Origin of the sequence: Niallia oryzisoli (genome assembly GCF_043641075.1) — a bacterium.
Taxonomy (GTDB): Bacteria; Bacillota; Bacilli; order Bacillales; family Cytobacillaceae; genus Bacillus_BD; species Bacillus_BD oryzisoli_A.
Map to the genome: position 1 here is coordinate 1 of NZ_JBHZRC010000014.1, position 18,727 is coordinate 18,727.

18 protein-coding genes are annotated in these 18,727 nt (G+C 43.8%); 7 read left to right on the forward strand and 11 right to left on the reverse strand.

From position 1 onward, the window contains the following. The first annotated feature begins 692 nt into the window (after positions 1-692). A complete protein-coding gene (locus tag ACHUFV_RS23675; RefSeq protein ID WP_394238507.1) occupies positions 693-845 on the forward strand; it encodes a hypothetical protein in 153 nt (50 codons plus the stop codon). A gap of 176 nt (positions 846-1,021) precedes the next feature. Here ACHUFV_RS23675 and ACHUFV_RS23680 read toward each other — a convergent pair whose 3' ends face one another. Together ACHUFV_RS23680 and def are read right to left on the reverse strand one after the other, a co-directional pair. Next, positions 1,022-2,407 (reverse strand): amino acid permease, encoded by a 1,386-nt coding sequence (locus ACHUFV_RS23680; RefSeq protein WP_394238509.1) that lies wholly within the window; start codon positions 2,405-2,407, stop codon positions 1,022-1,024. Between the two features lie 274 nt (positions 2,408-2,681). Next, entirely contained in the window at positions 2,682-3,233 is a 552-nt protein-coding gene (gene def / locus ACHUFV_RS23685) for a peptide deformylase (protein ID WP_394238511.1), read from the reverse strand. 677 nt (positions 3,234-3,910) lie between these two features. Here def and ACHUFV_RS23690 point away from each other — a divergent pair. The 4 genes from ACHUFV_RS23690 to ACHUFV_RS23705 all read left to right on the forward strand — a co-directional run bounded on the left by ACHUFV_RS23690 (position 3,911) and on the right by ACHUFV_RS23705 (position 10,611). Beyond that, positions 3,911-5,200 carry an SWIM zinc finger family protein gene (locus ACHUFV_RS23690; RefSeq protein WP_394238513.1) on the forward strand — a complete coding sequence of 430 codons (1,290 nt, stop codon included), beginning with the start codon at positions 3,911-3,913 and terminating at the stop codon, positions 5,198-5,200. Further along, complete coding sequence (locus ACHUFV_RS23695; protein WP_394238515.1) at positions 5,193-8,000, forward strand: DEAD/DEAH box helicase; 2,808 nt, start codon at positions 5,193-5,195, stop codon at positions 7,998-8,000. Before ACHUFV_RS23690 ends, ACHUFV_RS23695 begins: the two co-directional genes overlap by 8 nt. A 385-nt stretch (positions 8,001-8,385) precedes the next feature. Beyond that, positions 8,386-9,396, forward strand: coding sequence for a DUF1646 family protein (locus tag ACHUFV_RS23700; protein ID WP_394238517.1), 1,011 nt, complete (start codon positions 8,386-8,388; stop codon positions 9,394-9,396). A gap of 222 nt (positions 9,397-9,618) precedes the next feature. Further along, positions 9,619-10,611 (forward strand): LysM peptidoglycan-binding domain-containing protein, encoded by a 993-nt coding sequence (locus ACHUFV_RS23705; RefSeq protein WP_394238519.1) that lies wholly within the window; start codon positions 9,619-9,621, stop codon positions 10,609-10,611. A 455-nt stretch (positions 10,612-11,066) separates the two neighbouring features. Here the strand turns inward: ACHUFV_RS23705 and ACHUFV_RS23710 are convergent, their stop codons facing one another. Further along, on the reverse strand, positions 11,067-11,225 hold the full coding sequence (locus ACHUFV_RS23710; protein WP_394238521.1) for a hypothetical protein: 159 nt from the start codon (positions 11,223-11,225) through the stop codon (positions 11,067-11,069). 95 nt (positions 11,226-11,320) lie between these two features. Then, on the reverse strand, positions 11,321-11,707 hold the full coding sequence (gene ssb, locus ACHUFV_RS23715; protein WP_394238523.1) for a single-stranded DNA-binding protein: 387 nt from the start codon (positions 11,705-11,707) through the stop codon (positions 11,321-11,323). A 255-nt stretch (positions 11,708-11,962) separates the two neighbouring features. On the opposite strand from ssb, the gene ACHUFV_RS23720 reads away from it, so the two are divergent. Then, positions 11,963-12,391, forward strand: coding sequence for a YwpF family protein (locus ACHUFV_RS23720; protein WP_394238524.1), 429 nt, complete (start codon positions 11,963-11,965; stop codon positions 12,389-12,391). Positions 12,392-12,487: 96 nt separating this feature from the next. Next, on the forward strand, positions 12,488-12,715 hold the full coding sequence (locus ACHUFV_RS23725; RefSeq protein ID WP_394238526.1) for a hypothetical protein: 228 nt from the start codon (positions 12,488-12,490) through the stop codon (positions 12,713-12,715). Positions 12,716-12,825: 110 nt separating this feature from the next. Here ACHUFV_RS23725 and ACHUFV_RS23730 read toward each other — a convergent pair whose 3' ends face one another. The 7 genes from ACHUFV_RS23730 to spoIIID all read right to left on the reverse strand — a co-directional run bounded on the left by ACHUFV_RS23730 (position 12,826) and on the right by spoIIID (position 18,438). Further along, complete coding sequence (locus ACHUFV_RS23730; protein ID WP_394238528.1) at positions 12,826-13,134, reverse strand: hypothetical protein; 309 nt, start codon at positions 13,132-13,134, stop codon at positions 12,826-12,828. A gap of 389 nt (positions 13,135-13,523) precedes the next feature. Further along, on the reverse strand, positions 13,524-13,961 hold the full coding sequence (gene fabZ / locus ACHUFV_RS23735; RefSeq protein ID WP_394238530.1) for a 3-hydroxyacyl-ACP dehydratase FabZ: 438 nt from the start codon (positions 13,959-13,961) through the stop codon (positions 13,524-13,526). A gap of 209 nt (positions 13,962-14,170) precedes the next feature. Continuing rightward, on the reverse strand, positions 14,171-14,464 hold the full coding sequence (locus tag ACHUFV_RS23740) for a DNA-directed RNA polymerase subunit beta (RefSeq protein ID WP_394238532.1): 294 nt from the start codon (positions 14,462-14,464) through the stop codon (positions 14,171-14,173). After that, complete coding sequence (locus ACHUFV_RS23745; RefSeq protein WP_394238534.1) at positions 14,451-15,278, reverse strand: flagellar hook-basal body protein; 828 nt, start codon at positions 15,276-15,278, stop codon at positions 14,451-14,453. Before ACHUFV_RS23745 ends, ACHUFV_RS23740 begins: the two co-directional genes overlap by 14 nt. Positions 15,279-15,350: 72 nt before the next feature. Beyond that, positions 15,351-16,178, reverse strand: a complete 828-nt coding sequence (locus ACHUFV_RS23750) for a flagellar hook-basal body protein (RefSeq protein WP_394238535.1) — start codon at positions 16,176-16,178, stop codon at positions 15,351-15,353. Positions 16,179-16,547: 369 nt separating this feature from the next. After that, positions 16,548-17,549 carry a rod shape-determining protein gene (gene mreB / locus ACHUFV_RS23755; RefSeq protein WP_394238537.1) on the reverse strand — a complete coding sequence of 334 codons (1,002 nt, stop codon included), beginning with the start codon at positions 17,547-17,549 and terminating at the stop codon, positions 16,548-16,550. A 616-nt stretch (positions 17,550-18,165) separates the two neighbouring features. Beyond that, positions 18,166-18,438 carry a sporulation transcriptional regulator SpoIIID gene (spoIIID, locus tag ACHUFV_RS23760; RefSeq protein WP_394238539.1) on the reverse strand — a complete coding sequence of 91 codons (273 nt, stop codon included), beginning with the start codon at positions 18,436-18,438 and terminating at the stop codon, positions 18,166-18,168. Between the last annotated feature and the right edge of the window lie 289 nt (positions 18,439-18,727).

Genomic DNA, 18,727 nt, shown 5'->3' on the forward strand with positions numbered 1-18,727 from the left:
CCAGCGTTCGTCCTGAGCCAGGATCAAACTCTCCAATAAGATTGTTTGACTAAGCTCTACATGTCTTTTTGAAAAAAAGACTAAAAAAGTTAAAACGTTGACGTTCTGCTTTGTTTAGTTTTCAAAGAACAATCATTTTGAACCGCTTCGTTAGCGACAAAATTTAGTTTATCACTTCATTTCGTCGAAGTCAACAACTTTTTTATTTTTTAAAAGCAGTTGTTTCAGCGACGTTTATTAATATAACAATTTCAGGCTAGGAAGTCAATTTCTTTTTTGAAGTTTTTTCTTCCCTAATTTTTATATTGAAATAAGAGAATGTGAATCCTTACTCTATCTGCTTACAAGTTTATAGAAGCGACGGAACAAACATAATAGCATTATTTCTATTTTTAAACAACTTCATTTCCAAAACAGAAAATGAACTGCAGTTAGGACGCGCCCTTCATAACTATCCTATCGCGCTATTTTATTACTCCTCTTATCTCTATTGTTGTCTTTATCCTGCTGCATGTATTTTGGCCCTATTGGAGATTTAAGTTATAGCTAAATTGTTCTATTTAAGGAATATCCGTACCCTTTAAATGTAGTGCTTAAGATTCGTTATTACCCGACTGTGATGAATGTCGCTGTTATTATTGCGAATATACCTAATATTTGTATTAAAACAAATATTGCGAAGGGTTGATAACATGCAAAAAAGGGTAGTCTTTAATGATGAGATCTATACTGTTATTTATGATTACGGAAACGGAAGAATAGAGATTAGAAAGGAAAAGTCATCGTATCCTTATGTCGAGTTAGTAAAAAAAGAACAGGTGCGTCTAGTAACTAAAGATATATAACCTTGATAAAAAAGAAGCAAGAGAACCGTCCCTCTGCTTCCTAAGATAAAATTTTATTAAAAATGTATATAAAACTATCAAACTGGAAAGAATGTTAGATGTATTCCCCTTTGTTGGAAGAGCATCTGCTTTTGCGGATGCTCTCTTTTTTTTCCTGTGATCATTATGCTTTATTATCATGCAAGCTTACTCTTCCTTCTCCCATAGAAAGCATAAAGTACCAATCCTATCAACATCCATATGACAAATCGAATCCAGGTGATTGGAGGGAGACTGATAATAAGATAAATAGAGAAGCCGATTCCTATTAATGGCACAACGGGTACAAATGGGGTTCTGAATCTTCTTTCTAGATCCGGCCGTTTTTTTCGTAAAACGATAATTGAGGAACAAATTAGGATGAAGGCTGATAATGTTCCGATGTTAACAAGCTCAGCTACCTCATGAATAGGGGTAAATCCCGCTACTAATGCTGAAATAACACCGATAATTATGGTAGGGCGATAAGGAGTTTTATAGGTTGAATGTACTTTTGCAAACCAAGTTGGAAGCAGCCCATCCCGACTCATCGAGAACCAGATACGAGAACATGCAAGCATGAAGGAAAAGAGGACGGATAGGATTCCAGCAATAGCAGCTATTGAAATAACGAGGATAATCCATTTTAATCCGATATCAGCGAATGCTTTGGCAATCGGTGCAGCATTATTAAGAGTTTCATAAGAGGTCATGCCTGTAATGACAAGGGACATCCCGATATAAAGTAAAAGGGCAATGGTTAACGAGATAACAACAGCTCTTGGCAAGTCACGCTGTGGATTTTTTGCTTCTTCCGCGGCTGTTGTCAAGGTATCGTACCCAAATACTGCAAAGAACACTAATGCAGCGCCTCCCATTACACCGTGAAAGCCAAACGGCATGAACGGGTTCCAATTCGCAGGCTCTACATAGAAGCTTCCCACTGCAATCACTACTAACACAATGGATAACTTTATAATAACCATCAAATTATTAAATCTCGCTCCCCATTTAATGCCTGTTGTGAGAAGTCCCGCGATACCTAAGCTAATTAACATTGAAATGACGTCCAGTTTGTGGCCTGCTCCTGTACCGGGTGCACCCTGTGCCCATAAAGGAAGATGGATGCCAATCTGAGCTAAAATTTCCTGCATATATCCCGACCAGCCAATCGCCACAACCGCGATGACCAGGGTGTACTCCATCAATAAATCCCATCCAATCAGCCATGCCGCTCCCTCACCTAAGACAGCATAGCTGTATGTGTAGGCACTGCCTGCCACCGGTATTAAGCCGGCAAACTCCGCATAGCATAGAGCGGCGGCAGCACTCGCAAGACCTGCAATAATAAACGATAGAATGACAGCTGGACCGGCATGCTCGGCGGCAGCTACCCCTGTTAGAACAAAGATTCCTACACCAATAATGCCTCCTAGACCGATAGCGGTTAGCTGCCATAATCCCAAGACACGCTGAAACGCCGACTTCCCTGTACCTTCCTGCTGCAATTGATCAATCGACTTTTTTCTAAAAAAACTATTCATTGTGTTACCTCCTTCATCTCCCCGCAATCATTCAAGAGAGAGTTTTGGGTTTTTAAACAAGTATGTTTTTTTAGAATGAACTATACAAAAATCCATGAACGCTAACAGGATTGTAAAGGGATTGTAAATGTATAATATTTTTATCTATTATGTAACAATTTTATACTATCCGTCGTATAGTAGTACAGAATATGAGAGCCTTTCATGACTCAACGAAAAAAAGAGCTGGTACTATACATTCAAATAGCCAGCTTTTTTCCTGTGGATCGAACTTTTAAAAACCAAGATAGGGAGAAGTCAGATTTATCCGGTCATAGAAGATGATCCCGTTTAAATGGTCGATTTCGTGCTGCATGAGGATGGAGCCGTACCCTTTGAACGAGTATACCTGCCTTTCCCCAAATTCATTATAGGCATCGACCTTAATCTGTTCATAACGCGGGACATATCCTATTAAATGGCGATTAACAGATAGACAGCCTTCCCCTTCTGGAAGAAAGGTTATATTCGTTGAATGGCTGACAATTTTGGGGTTGATAAATTTATACTCATGGATTGCTTGCTCATCCACGAATCTAGCTACAAACATTCGTTTGTTTAAGCCGATTTGATTGGCCGACAAGCCTGTACCCGGCCTCAGGTGATATCTTTTTGCTATTTGCGGGTTTTGACTGTTCCGCAGATATTGCAGCATACATTCCAATTCAAATTGATCCTCATCCGTCAGCGGGAAAGTGAGCTCCTTACATTTCGTACGCAGTATGGGATGACCCTCTTGTATAATGTCCTTCATTGTAATCATGTATTGGCGATGAAACTTTGTCATCGTTTGACACCTCCCGATATAGTAAAAAACTAGGAGAGTTCGTTTTTCTGTTTTATGCTCCATTGAGAGTTCGAGCCTTCGGCATACGGGTAAGAAAACCGATACTCTATCCAGATGAAACAAGGGTGTATTTATAAAAGTATATGAATGTCATCACTTCCAGTAACACCTGCTCTGCTTGCTTATAATGGTAATCCTTGATTCTGAATTTTTCTTAGACACAGCTGAAGCGATAGAACCGTCCCTCCGCTTCCTCCACAAAAGGAAAGGAAGCAAAAGAACCGTCCCCCTGCTTCCAAGGAATTTACTATGGTTGTTAAAGAAAGGTATAATAGAAGATATGTTTTGATCGGAGGGATTTTGTGAGTCTGATTCCAGAGAGTTTTGTTGAGCCGTTGCAGTGGTTTTCGGATGAGTTGAAGGGCTCGTTGAGTACGGAGTCGGCGGTTAATGAAGATATGGTGCATAAGGGACTGATTTTGTACCGCCAGAATAGTATGTCGCAGCTGAAGCTTGAGCAGGATGCGGTTCTTGGAACGGTGCAGGATGTGATTCCGGTGAAGGTGCGGCTGGATTTGAATCTTCCCTCTTTGAGTGAATGTTCCTGTCCGGCTGAGGGTCATTGCCGTCATCAGCTGGCGGTGTTTTTCAAGATCCTTTCGCATGGCGGCAGCAGTGTGCAGAGCTGGGTGGATGAATGGCGCCAGCCGCTGCGTGAGAAGAAAGCGGCTAAGTCGTTTGGTCTCGATCGGGCGAAGGATTTATTAAAGACGGCCGGGTATTTGAAGCCGGATTATCAAACATGGACGAAGGCGTTCCGTGAGAGCTTTGATCAGATTGTCGCCGGCGGAAACCTGAAGCCCTATCTTGTGAATGAACTGTTCGGCGTTTATACCCGCCGATTAAAAGCAGGTGCTCCGTTTAAGCAGGAGTGGAAGAATCTCTATATGCTGATTGGCGCGGTGATTTCGTTTGAGAAATTGCTTGAGCTCAGCATGAAGCATGAGCATGATGAGGCGTCGGTGGACCGTTACTACCGTCATCTTTTTCAAAATATCCTTGATGATATTGAGGATTTGTCTAATAGGCTATCAGTTCAGTCAATGCCGTTTGCGTTTGATGAGTTCATTGAGCAGCTGAAGGACGATACCCTTCCGCTTTTGCTGTCTGATTTTCCGATTCAATTTGACCGGGTTCATTTGTTCCGCCTGTTATGGAGCGACCTTTTTAAGAAAAAAGAGTGGCGTGAAGACGTAAAGGCACAGCTTATGCAAGTAGAGAATAAGAATCTGCCAGCGGCGGCCGGGCTCGTCCATTTACATATACTGCTTCGCGAGGACGAGGAGGCTCTTGCGCTGCTTCATCCTTATGATGAAGAGATTACTCCGTATTTCTTTTACTGGCTGGAGCTGCTGGATAACAAACGGATGGAACCTTTTGTCGTCGAGTTTGTTGCACGTATTAAGGATTATTTGAGCTGGCAGAATGATTATTATGCCTGCCGTTCGTTTATGAAGATGGCCTCCAGAGCACTGACTCCGTTTTGTACTGAAGCCAATCGTCTCGACCTGTACGAAAAGGCGTTAGTGCAGATGCTGCCGTACAGCTTCCACGACTATGAGTATTATCTTTTTGAAAAAAAGGAGTACGAAAAATGGATGGAGCTGCAGACATATGTCGGGTTTAACTTTGAGAATGTGTCAAAGGAACGAATTAAGATGCTGACAGCTGAGGAGGCGCCGGTCCTGCTCCCGCTCTATCATCAGGCGATTCAGGCTGACATTGACGGGAAGAATCGGGATGCCTACAAGCAGGCTGTCCGAAAGCTGAAGAAGCTTCGCGCAATTTATAAAAAAATGAAGCGCATTGACGACTGGAACTTGTTTTTAGAAATGCTGCTTGTCCGCACAAAGCGACTTCGTGCGTTCCAGGAAGAATGTAAAAGGGGAAAGTTGATCGATGCTTAAATCAAGATATATCAAGATTGTCGTGACCGATTTAGATGAGGACCGCTACTTTATTAGCGCAGTGGATGACCAGAAGCACGTCTACTCCCCTTCTGTGTGGCAGTACCTTCTATTTAACTATCACCAGGAGACGTTCTTCGGGACGATGGTGGAGACGGAAACGGTTGACGGTGTGGAAGGGATTGTGTTAAACGGCTGGCAGCTGGCCACGCTTTTTGCGAGCGAGCAGTTTAACCGCATGATTGACTGGGATTGGGACGATACAGCTGAGCTTTGTCTTTCCTCTGCCCATACGGTACAGGATGCGATTTTGGAAAAAGAATGGCTCCCGGACTTTGCCGCCTGGGAGCGCGATGATTTTTCCTGGGTGCTGCCTGACCGGGTCATAGACGAGTTTGGACCCGCCTTTTGGGATCAGGAAGATGTGCTTCCTTTTATGAGAAAATGGTTTAACCATTCCTTGAACGATTATATGAATCAGAATCAGGGGCTGAAGGCGGCATTTGGCGATAAGCTGAAGGCCCTTCGTGAAGGCTCGATTGCCCCCCGCCAGCTGGCCGCCTTTTTTGACGAGCAAAGCTTCCGCGAGTGGATGGGCATTATTGAAAATCCTGTTCCGTTTACGCTCGGACTTAAGCTGGAGGAGCCTTCTGATGTAGATAGTTTCTGGACGTTAGAGGTTTTTTTACGTGATAAAAGAAACCCAGATGTGGCGGTCGACGTTGGGAATGTGGCCGAGTATCCGAAGAAGTGGCAGCCGTTTGTTGAGCGGATTGAGACTGAGCAGCAGCGCTGGATTCGGCTATTCCCTTGGCTGACTGGTGATAAGGGCTTGACCGATAAGCTGACTGAAGAGGAAGCTTGGTTATTTTTAACGGATGCGAGTGAAACGCTGCTGGCACTTGGTGTTGATATATTGCTGCCGTCTTGGTGGCAGGCGATGAAAAATGCGAGCTTGAAGGTAAAAGCCAAGGTGAAAGGCAGCGCGAGCCACCGGCCGTCGTTTGTCGGCTTGCAGGCGATGCTTGATTATGACTGGCGCTTTTCAATGAACGGCGTAGATTTGTCTGAGGAGGAATTCAGCCAGCTTGTTGAGGAGAAGCGGCGCTTGGTATATATTCGCGGGCGCTGGATTAAGCTGGACCCAGCGTTTATCCACCAGATTCAGGAGCTGATGAAAAAGGCCGAGAAGGAAGGCTTGCATGTCCGCGATATTATCGAGCAGGAGCTGTTTGCTGCGGATGGCTTGGATGAGGATGAGCTGGAGAATCCGAAGGCGTTCGCGAAAATCCAGATTGAGCTGAACCGAAATTGGCGGCAAATGGTTAAGGGGCTGCGTGATTTGCAGCAGCTGCCGCTTGAGAATGTGCCTGACACCTTTCATGGTGAGCTACGTCCCTATCAGCAGCTGGGCATGAGCTGGTTGCTGTTTCTACGGAAATATGGATTTGGCGGTTGCCTGGCCGATGATATGGGTCTCGGTAAGACGGTGCAGCTGATTTCCTATTTGCTGCGGGTTCGCGAGGCAGAGCCCGGGTCCGGACCGTCGTTGATTATTTGTCCGACGTCCGTGCTTGGGAACTGGCAAAAGGAGCTTGAGCGTTTTGCACCTGATTTGAATGTGCATCTTCATTATGGGCCGAATCGGTTAAAAGAGGATGAGTTCACAGCGCAGGTCGGTGAAGCGGATGTCGTGCTGACTTCCTATGGCTTGACCCCGCTTGACACGGCCGAGCTGGAGTCTGTGACATGGAGCTCAATTGCCATTGATGAAGCGCAGAATATAAAAAATGCCGGTACGAAGCAGTCCCGTGCCGTAAGAAAGCTTAAGGGCCGGCATCATATTGCATTGACGGGGACGCCAATGGAAAATCGGTTAACCGAGCTGTGGTCGATTTTTGATTTTATCAACCATGGGTATTTGGGTTCGAGCGGCCAGTTCCAGAAACGGTTTGTGCTGCCGATTGAGCGTGACGATGAGAAGCCGAAAATTCAGCAGCTGCAGACGCTGATTCGCCCGTTCCTGCTGCGGAGAACAAAGAAGGACGAGGATGTAGCGTTGAACCTGCCGGATAAGCTAGAGCAGAAGGAATATTGTCCACTGACAGCTGAGCAGGCTTCTTTATATGAGCAGCTTGTAAAAGATACGCTGGCTGAAATTGACAAGCTTTCTGCCTTTGAGCGAAAGGGCTTGATTCTGCAGATGCTGAGCCGGTTGAAGCAGCTGTGTAACCATCCGGCGTTGTATTTGAAGGAAGCGCGGCCTAAAGGACTGTTGGAGCGGTCGGCCAAGCTGGAGAAGCTGCAGGAGCTTGTCGGTTCGGTGGTCGAGCAGGAGGAAAGCTGTTTGATTTTCACGCAATATATTGAGATGGGCCATATGATTCAAAAGATGATTAAGGATGAGTTTGGGTTTGATGTGCCATTCTTGAACGGAAGTGTGCCGAAGCAGCAGCGTGACAGCATGATCGCCCGCTTCCAGGATCGCGAATTCCCTATCTTCCTGCTGTCATTGAAGGCCGGCGGAACCGGGTTGAATTTAACAGCCGCCAATCACGTGATTCACTACGACCGTTGGTGGAACCCTGCCGTTGAGAACCAGGCAACGGACCGTGCCTATCGGATTGGCCAGAAACGCTTTGTCCATGTTCATAAGATGATCTGTACGGGGACTTTGGAAGAGAAAATCGATTTAATGCTCGATAAGAAACAGGCCTTGAACGATGAAGTCATCCAAAGCGACAGCTGGATCACCGAATTGTCTACAGATGAATTAAAGGACCTAGTGAATTTGCGGTAATGCGGTAAAGCGCCGAGGGACAGTCCCCCGACGCATTAAAGTAATAAAGTGCATAAGCTGCTATTACGGTTTAGCGCATTAACGGAGCGGGGGACAGTCCCCCATCCCGTTAATGCACTAAACTATTTTAATATAGTTCGATTGTTTTTTTGCTTTTTATGATTTTTCTTCTTTTAGGTGATGTATATCACTTAAAAAATTTTTGAAATAATGTTATTATTCTTTTATATATTTACTGTTTGAATTTTTACATTACTTTTTCTGGTAATTGTCATTCATCCTACTAGGGTTAATTTGACAGAATATTTAAACAAAATTATTTTTTAATAGTGTTATAATTTTATATATTATCGCGCTAAATTTAATAGAAAAGGATTTGTAAAGCATGATTGGATTATTTATTATACTAATATTAGTATTGTTTTTACCTTTTTCAGTTAAAAAGGTTGAACACAACCTAGAGGCCTTCCTCTTTGTAATGGGAGTTGCGGCTGCAACAGTCAGCGGCATGATGAATCTCCACTTGATTGAAAAAGCGTTGGTTGACCCAATTAATATCACTCTTGCTGTCTTAATTGCTGGGTTGATCACAAAATGGGCGCAAAAGCCGCTTGAAACTGCGATACTGGCGACAAGTAAGGCCCTGACACCGCGGATTTTTCTAGCTTTGATGGTCATTATTTTGGGACTGGCCTCTAGTATTATTACTGCTATAATCGCGGCGATTATTCTCGTGATTATTGTCAATGTCCTGCCGCTGGAACGTCAGTCAGAGGTTCGTTTTACCGTATTAGCCTGCTTCTCAATTGGTCTTGGTGCCGCGTTAACACCAATCGGCGAACCGCTTTCAACCATTGTTGTTAGCAAGATGGGAGAGGATTTCAGCTATTTGATGGAATTAATCGGACCTGAAGTCATCCCTGCGGTAATCGTGTTAGGTATCATTTCTATGTTTTTTGTTAAAACAAAAGAAAGCTCCAATACATTAGGCTCCGAGCAGCCGGCAGAATCTTATAAGGAAATTATCATCCGTGCTGGAAAAATTTATTTATTCGTCATGGGCTTAACGTTCCTCGGCCATGGATTCGAGCCGTTAATTGAAAAATACATTCTCGGTCTAAGCCCAGGGCTGTTGTATTGGATTAATATGATTTCCGCGATCCTTGATAATGCGACCCTTGCCGCAGCTGAAGTCAGCCCGGCTATGGACGGCGAAACCATCCGTGCTATCCTGCTTGGCTTGTTGATTGCCGGTGGAATGCTGATTCCAGGAAACATCCCGAACATTATCTCAGCCGGTAAATTAAACATCACAAGTAAAGAATGGGCCGTGTTTGGCTTACCAGTTGGACTGATTATCATGGCCGTTTACTTTGTTATTTTATTTGTATTCTAATAATGACTAGTATCAAAAAGCAGCTGAATCCCCTCTTGAGGGTTCGCTGCTTTTTTAACACATTAAAGCGCTGGGGGACAGTCCCCCAGCGCTTTAATGTGCTAAAACCAAAGTTTGGGAATTTCCATAAACTTTGTAGAATAGCTTAATTCCTATTATTAAACAATAGTAATGGAATGAGTTGGTATTTGCTCTTCATTATCCAAGGAAAGGATTTTTTTTATGAGGAAGAATGCTGTTTTTGTATTCATTTTGCTCTTTCATTTACTACTTTTGAATATGCCTGTCCATGCTGCAGAAAGGAATTTTAGCAATCTTTATGAGGTGCGGGCCGGCGATAGTCTGCCTATGATTGCAGATAAGTATGGAACCACCGTTGAAGAGCTAAAGGCGACAAATGGATTGATTTCCGATTCCTTGTTAATCGGACAGAGGCTGTTTGTGCCGATGATGTATGAAGTGACTGCCGGGGATACCCTGGAAAAAGTCGCTTCCGCCTATCATTCCACCGTTGGGCTGATTCGAGCAACAAACGGTCTGCCATCCACCGAGTTGGAAATCGGACAAATTTTAAAGATTCCACCGAAAAGGATGAATATGCAGGGTCAATATATATTGATGACGCGAGAGGAATTTCGCGACTGGCTCTTCCATCAAGCTTTCACTCGGAAAATAAGCCTTATCCAGCAGCATCACACCTGGCTTCCGTCCTATAAGCATTTTTACGGTAACAATCATTTTACAATGCTGAAGGGCATGGAGACCTTTCATACGACGAAAATGGGCTGGCCGAATATTGCCCAAAACATTACCACCTTTCCAGATGGAAAAATTGCAGTTTGCCGCCCATTTGATATGGCACCCGATGGAACAATTGGACCGACCGCTAACTCCACCGGTATTGCAATTGAGCATATCGGCAACTTCGATATCGGTCATGACGTTATGACCGCGGAGCAAAAGGAAACGATAGTCTATCTTAACGCCCTGCTTTGCATGAAGTTTGGATTAGCGCCAAATACTGATAGTATCACGTACCATCACTGGTGGAGCCTAAAAACAAAACAAAGGGTGCTGGATAACGCTCCCGCTTATGATGTAAAAACCTGTCCTGGCACTGGATTTTTTGGAGGCAATACCACGCAAAGTGCAATGAAATACTTTTATCCGCTGATTGTGCAGAAAATGCAGGAGATTCGAGCGAGTATGCGGTAGTTTATTGTGGTATAGGTTAGTGCTGTTTCAAGTTGATTGAATTTGTATTTTATTGCGGTTCTATGGGACTTTTCCTTCGCTGGGTATACTCCTCTTGTCCTTTAGAACCGATCTATAAGACTTTTCCTTCGCTGCACCTTCTGCTTTTATCCTTTAGAACCGATCTATGAGACTTTTCCTTCACTGAGCTTTCTCCTCTTGTCCTTTAGAACCGCCCTATAAGACTTTTCCTTCGCTGAGCCTTCTCCTCTTGTCCTTTAGAACCGCTCTATAAGACTTTTCCTTCGCTGCACCTTCCTTTTTCCCCTTTAAAACTGCTCGCATTACGATACTTCTCCCGCTTCACTCAAAAAAACCGCCAGATACCTTATCCAGCGGTTTGAAGTATTGAGGAAATAATCGGGGCGGTGATTGATTTTCTCTAAGGAAGGAAGCGCTAGTAGCGCTTGAACTATTTATGATTCAATTGACATTTCAAAGCCTGCAGCATTTTTACAGTAAAAATAAGACTCAGAAAGTCGCTGATCATCTTGTTTGAGTACGTACTCGATTTGATTGAGCCTGCCGTTGAGTGTGTCGACCTTTTCAATTAGCTTGGCTTGCATTCGAATCATATGCTCTAGTAGGAGTTCGTAATTTTGTTCTGTCATGGGTCACCCCTGGTAAAGTGGATTAGTAGGATTTTTTTAGCGGGTCTCCAATTGCCTCCTCACTCTTGGCTAATCGGAACGGGTTCAGGAATTTCTTTTTCGAGATGGTGAATGGATTCTTCTGGGCGTTTGGTTTCGATGAATTTTACCGTGTCCGCGACGACCTCGGTAACATAGACCTTGCGCCCATCGTGATTATCATAGTTACGTGTCTGGATACGGCCGGTAAGTCCAATGAGCGAGCCCTTGCGGCAATAGTTCACGGTGTTTTCGGCCGTCTTTTTCCAAATCTTACACTGAACGAAGTCGGCCTCATACACCCCTTGCTGATTGCGGAATTGCCGATTAACCGCCAGTGTTATATTGGTGACTGCCAGTCCTTCCGGCGTAATCCGCAGCTCAGGGTCCTTGGTGATCCTGCCGACAAGTGTGACCTGATTTATCATAAGTTCATCTCCTCTCCCTGTTGATGGTCTCATCATACCGTAGGACCCTTCTCTCGTAAAATCATCAAAATTCAATTTTCAAAGGGAATAAACGTTGAAAATTCATTTTTCATGGCACTTTTGCTTCAATTTTGCAGTTTTTAACAAGAATTTATCAATTTTCACCTCCTACAACGAATATTTTTCGAGAGCGATTACAACGGTGACTGTGTTATAATTTTTACCATAAGTAATTGAATAACGGGAGGTTGATGCATGAAGACATTTAAGCTCATTTCGCTGCAGGTGGTTGAGGAATGCGGGCTCATTGATATTAAGCTGGAAGACGGTCTCGTTATTAACAAGGAAGATAGGGATCGCACATGGCTATTGGAGGCCTATGTTTCAGCTGCATACGAACCCTATTTTCGAGCGTTGCTTGATGCCGGTCAGGAGATGTCCCTCCAGGTGGTCATATCACGGGCGGAAAACGACCCTGCCTACTTTCAAGCAAAGTCTTTACTTATCAAAAAGTTATCCAACAATCATCTAAGTCTACTCTTCAAGGGAAAGATTAATCAGGCGAATACCTATCCAGAGATATTGTTACGCGCTTTGATTGAAAGAGGCCTGTCTGGTCAGGAGCTGTTAAATGAGTTTAAAGAGAAAATGATTACAAAGCCAAAGATATCCCCGAAAAAGTAGAGAAGCCAGCAGGTTTCTTTTTTTTGTTTTTAACATGGATTTTCTTCCTTTTATGGGAAAAGCTAAGCACAGAATCTATCATAAAGGGGGATGACCATGAAGAAAAAGTGGTTTCATATGCTGGCCAGTATGCTGCTGGCTGGAATGGTTACGGGATGTAACGATGACGAGGACCCAGCACCACCGCCGGAGGATCCACAAGAGGAGGAGCCATCTGTCGAGGATCCAAATGAGAAGGCTAACGATCTCGAGGCGGAGGATGGTAAGCGAGACAGCGTTAAGCAGGAAATGAAAGAGGAATTGGAGGACGAGGACGAGAATTGAGTTGATTGTTTTCGGTAATGTTGGCGGTTACAATCAGAAACCGCAATAATAACGAAGTAAAAGGATAGACAAAGCCAATTTTATCTATCCTTTTACTTTTTAATTAAAGTTTATTTATCTTTATTGTCTTCGTCTTCCATATCAAGTTTGTCTTCTACAACATCCTCTTGCGGCGTATTGTCATCAGTCGTCGGATCAAGATCATTGTCAGTATTGATATCATTGTCGCTATCATCACCTAAATCGTTATTGTCGTTATCGTTGTCAAGTACGTCGTTGTTATTGTCGTTATTATCGTTGTTTTCCTCGATGTTCACATCGTCCTCTGGCGGTGGATTATTATCATCGTCACCACAGCCTCCCAATAGCATCACGGATAGGACAGAACCACCAATTAACGTTAAAAGCTTCTTGTTCATTCGTAAAACCCCTTCCAACATAAATGTTTGTCACTAGACCCTCTCTGGTCTTTGTTAGGTTTCCCAACTGAACTCCATTCTTACATGGCAGTTTGTATTAGAATTTGTTAATAAAGGAATTTACTGGAGAAGTGAGGTGTAGCTTTGCAACTTATGATAAATGACCCTAGATTACAGCGATGACTATCCTTGAATCGTCCCATCATAAAATAAAAAAAGAGCACGATCCTTTTAGACCGAAACCCTTAAGAACAGCTCTATTTAGTTTCTGCAGATTGAACATCCATTATGCAGTTTAACGATTTAACGCACCGGGGGACAGTCCTCCAATGCGTTAACGCATTGAGGGACTGTCCCCTAGCCCATTATTATATTAAAGTATATTGTTTTTAGCTTTCCTTTGCATCGCCAAGTGCAAACATGATTTCTGTTTCACACGCAACTTCACCGTCAACCGTTGCTATCGCTTTTCCTTTACCAAAGGAGCCGCGAACACGAGTCATTTCTACTTCTAAGCGCAATTGATCTCCTGGGCGCACTTGACGCTTAAAACGGCAGTTATCAATTCCAGCGAAAAAGGCAAGACGGCCGCGGTTTTCTTCCTTCATCAGCATGGCAACAGCACCAACCTGTGCTAACGCTTCTACAATCAACACACCTGGCATAACTGGAAATTCCGGAAAGTGACCATTGAAGAACTCTTCATTGGCACTGACATTTTTAATGCCAATTGCTCTTTTTCCTTCTTCTACTTCCAAAATCCGGTCCACTAACAAAAATGGATAACGATGCGGGATAATCTCTTTAATTTGGTCTATATCTAACATAGTATGTATTCCTCCTGTTTTAGGAATAATTTTACATAAACTTATAAACAAATACAATGGAAAAGCCTATATTCCTGTTTAGTGCTTTACCAAGATGGGGGACAATTCCCCGTTGGTTTAACACTTTACCCTGGCGGGAGCCTGCCCCCCCAACGGTTTAACGCTTTACCTTAACGGGGGACTGTCCCCCACTGCTTTAACGTGATACACTATTTTTTCTGAACCAAATCGATGATATAGGTCCAGGTTGATGGTTTAAATACATCAAATACATTTCCGTTGCCTAGGACGCCATATCCTACCATGGCGCCGATGGCTGCACTGATGAAGATCAGCGCCAGCACGATAATCACACGCAGCCAAATGGGTATTAGGCGTATGCGGATTCGTTTGCTCTTCTTTTCGGACTGCTCTTTTTCTTTATTTTGTTTTTTCTCAGCCTTAATGGCTTCACGGCTACCTTCGTTTACAGCCATTCCTTTTTCCCCTTTAACGAATTCCATTTATTAATCCCATCATTTGATCCGCCATATTAATGGATCGTGCTTGAAATTGATATGAGCGCTGCGCGGTCATCAGGTCTGTCATTTCCTTTGATAAGTCAACGTTAGATAGCTCTAGTGCACCGGAGCGGATCGAAATCTGATTCCGCAGGCCACCGTTGAGTTCAGTGAACACACCCTCCGCTTCCACATCTGCCGGAAGCCCTAAGAGGTTGTCCCCCTTTTGCTCTAAAAATTGTGGTTTATTAACCTGCGACACACCCAGATTCACGCTTTTCTGACTGCCATCCGCCATATTAACCACCAGCGTACCAGTCTCTGTAATCGTATAATCTGATGCTTGTCCCGCAATAATCACAGGATCATTATTCTCATCCAATACCGGTTTGCCGCTGTTTGTCACAAGCATCGTCTCGTTATCCGATAACGGTGATAAATAAAACGCTCCATCCCTTGTATACTGCGTTTCATACCCATCATTCGTTTGCACCTGAATTCGGTAGAACAAGCCTGGTTTTGTAAAAGCAGTATCCAACGGGCGATCCGTTGCTTTGATCGTCCCCTGCGTCAAAACCATTTGGATTTGGCCAAGTTTAGCTCCAGTCCCCTGGCGAATGCCCGCCGGTGTTAACCGGGGAGCGCCCGTATCCTCATTAGTAAGATTGTTAAACTGCTGAACAAGTAGATCGGTAAATGTCGCTTCCCTGCGTTTAAAGCCGGTTGTTTCCACGTTTGCTATATTGTTACTAATCACGTCAAGCTGCTTTTGCAGCTGTCCTAACGTGTTCGTAGCTGTAATCATCGTTCTATTCATGATTGACCTCCTGCTTTGGAATCACCTTTTTATCAAATTCGCACTGTCGAATTCCCCTTAAAAAAGCTTCCATTAGCCAATTCTTCCGACTTCATTGACTGTTTTTTGCAAGCTGGTATCATAGGCCTGCAATATCTTCTGATTGGCCTCAAATGCACGGTAGGCTGTCATCATCTCGGTCATGGTCTGTGCGGAATCCACATTGGACTGCTCCAGGAATCCCTGCTGCAATTTGATACTGACCCCTGCTGTATTATAAGCGTTAGCAAGCTCACCATCAGCCCGGAATAAACCGTCGCCTTCCTTTACCAGCGACATTGGATCATCACTATAGCCAACTCCCAGCCGCGCGGTTTCACCGTTAGCACCCGTAATATTGCCATCTTCACTGATTTGAAATTGGTCGCTTGACAGCTGAATCTGATTTCCCTGGTCATCCAAAACATACTGACCGCTTCCCGTAGTCAGATATCCCTCACTGTCCAGCGTAAAATTCCCATTTCGAGTGTAGCGGGTTTCACCGTTGGCATTTTTTACGGTAAAAAAGACCGAGCCCGCCCGTCCTGTATCCGGATTGATGGGAAGGTTGATATCCAGTAGAGCCACATCCGTATTTAATGTTGTCTCCTTTAACGAGCCCTGCTGAAACAGCGGCATCGTCTCCTGTAGATAGACACCCGTATTGAGTGCCCCAATCGTTTTAAAGGACGATTGACGATTCTGAGATGGAAATGGCTGCTCCGCCATCTGTTTAAGCAGCATTTCAGGAAAAGCCCTCAGTGACGTTTGATCTGCCTTGAAACCGGGCGTATTCACATTGGCCATATTGTTCGCTAACATTTCCGTCTTCCGCTGCTGCGCCAGCATCCCCGATGCCGCTGTATAAAACCCTCGTAACATCGATTAACACCTTCTCCCCACTCTAATTCAGTTCATGTTCTATGCTGCTTGATCGTGAAACTCGAAAAATGTCGTTCATTCATACCTATTCACTATTATAAGAAAAAAATCAGAAATAATCAGCACGTTTTTCAGAGAAACTAGGGACATTCTCTGAAAAATGGTTAAAATATCAGAATCCATCAGCAGGACCTTCACAAAATTCCCTTCACTGGGATTAATTGCATCAGAGCTTCAGGACGGTAACGCATCAGGGGACAGTCCCCCGCCACTTTAACGCGGCACACCGCCGGGGGACTGTCCCCCAGCACGGTAATGTGAAAAAGCCTGTTGGAGAGTTTCGCTCTACACAACAGGCTTTTTAATGGTTTATCCGATTTTTCTTCTTGGCAGTTTGTCGATGTTGTCCAGCATGATTCCTGTTCCAATAGCCACACAGTCCATTGGGTTTTCTGCTACTAGTACCGGCACCTTTAATTCTTCCGCCAGTAGCATATCAATGCCGTGCAGCAATGCCCCGCCGCCGGTTAGGATGACACCGCGGTCAATGATGTCCGCAGACAATTCAGGCGGTGTGCGCTCCAAGACTGATTTTGCCGCTTGTACAATCACAGTCACTGATTCACGAAGGGCTTTTTCGATTTCGTCTGATTTCACCGTAATTGTCCGTGGAAGACCAGAAACCATGTCACGTCCTCTGATTTCCATTTCCTCACTTCTTGAATCAGGGAAAACCGTCCCAATCGTGATTTTAATATTTTCAGCTGTTCTTTCACCGATTAACAGCTTATATTGCTTTTTAATATAATGAAGGATTTCATAATCGAACTTATCCCCCGCCATTTTGATCGAAGAGGACGTTACAATATCGCCCATTGATAGTACAGCGACGTCAGTTGTTCCGCCACCAATATCAACAACCATGTTGCCGCTTGGCTGGAAAATATCCATGCCCGCGCCGATTGCAGCGACCTTTGGCTCTTCTTCTAAATAGATTTTCTTTCCGCCGCTTTTCTCCGCCGCTTCTTTAATCGCCTTCTGCTCAACGCTTGTAATATTCGTTGGACAGCAAATCAGAATCCGAGGCTTGGAAAGAAATCCTTTTACATTCAGCTTGTTGATAAAATGCTTTAACATTGCTTCCGTGACATCGAAGTCTGCAATGACCCCGTCTTTTAATGGTCGAATGGCTACAATATTTCCAGGTGTCCGTCCAACCATACGGCGAGCCTCTTCCCCTACGGCCAATACTCGGTTTGTATTTTTATCTATCGCCACAACTGAAGGTTCATTCAACACGATCCCACGGCCCTTAACATGTATTAATACGTTAGCCGTTCCTAAGTCAATTCCAATATCCCTTGCGAACATTTTCAGCTTTCCTCCTTGTACAATGGCCGGATGCTTCTATTTATTATCGTCACATGCATGACTTTCGATTCAACGTGATATATTCCTATGCATCTACAACGATCCATGAGCACCGGTGTTCCGATTTTTTTTGGACTCCTGATGCTATCTGACAGTTCCCTTGATTCTATTTTTTCTTTTATGAAAAAAGAGCTCAACAGAACCTGACAAATTCTTTTTTTTTATCTCAACCATGTCCTTATCCTAATTGCTGATTATACCATATTTTCCTTGACAAGTAACAGTTTGTTTAAAAAATATGACGATTTTTGCGAGAATATGTCAAAAATAATTCATAATTTCTTTCTATAAGTTTCATTATTCCTATTTAGGTAATATAGTATGAATTTCCTTGAGGGACACTTCGGAGGTCAAAGAGCTTAACAAGGAAGTTAGGGATGGGAACTTGGGGCGGGCATCAAATCTACTTCCTTGTTCCCTTCTCCCAAAACGCCAAACGTCGTTTTCAGGCACCAATTCAAACAGCTCTTCACCTTGCCTCCAATTATGTAAAATGCCCCCAAATCATTTGGGAGCCAAAACCTTACTTCTATCTATACTCATTAGAAAAACCGGTTTATTGCACCGGTTCTTCTTCAAATTCTTCTCTCTTGTATTTGAGCTTTGTTGCTTCACCTCCGCGCAGATGGCGGATGGATTTATGATAATCTAGGATTTCTTTTACTTCATTTGCTAGATCGGGATTAATCTCAGGAAGTCTTTCCGTCAGGTCTTTATGGACTGTACTTTTGGACACGCCAAACTCCTTCGCAATTACGCGAACTGTTTTTCTCGTCTCCACGATATACTTTCCAATCTTGATAGTTCTCTCTTTGATGTAATCGTGCACACACTCGCCCTCCCCAATTTGGATGTGAGAAGTGTGAAATGAGACTCGCTTCTTTTGTCCGTGAATTATTGGATATCCGCATGATTCCCCCATCTCTTTCATACGGTAGAAAGCAGCTGCTTTCTGAACTTACAATGTATAAACAGGTCCAGAGCTAGATTTATCTTCATCTCAAACGACTCCTCACCTCAAACACTCTCTTTGTAAGGTTTGTAACAGTTTATTAGCCCGGCGGCAGGAATATGCACAATTTCAGCAATTCGGGCAAAAATTAGGGAATTTTTTTACG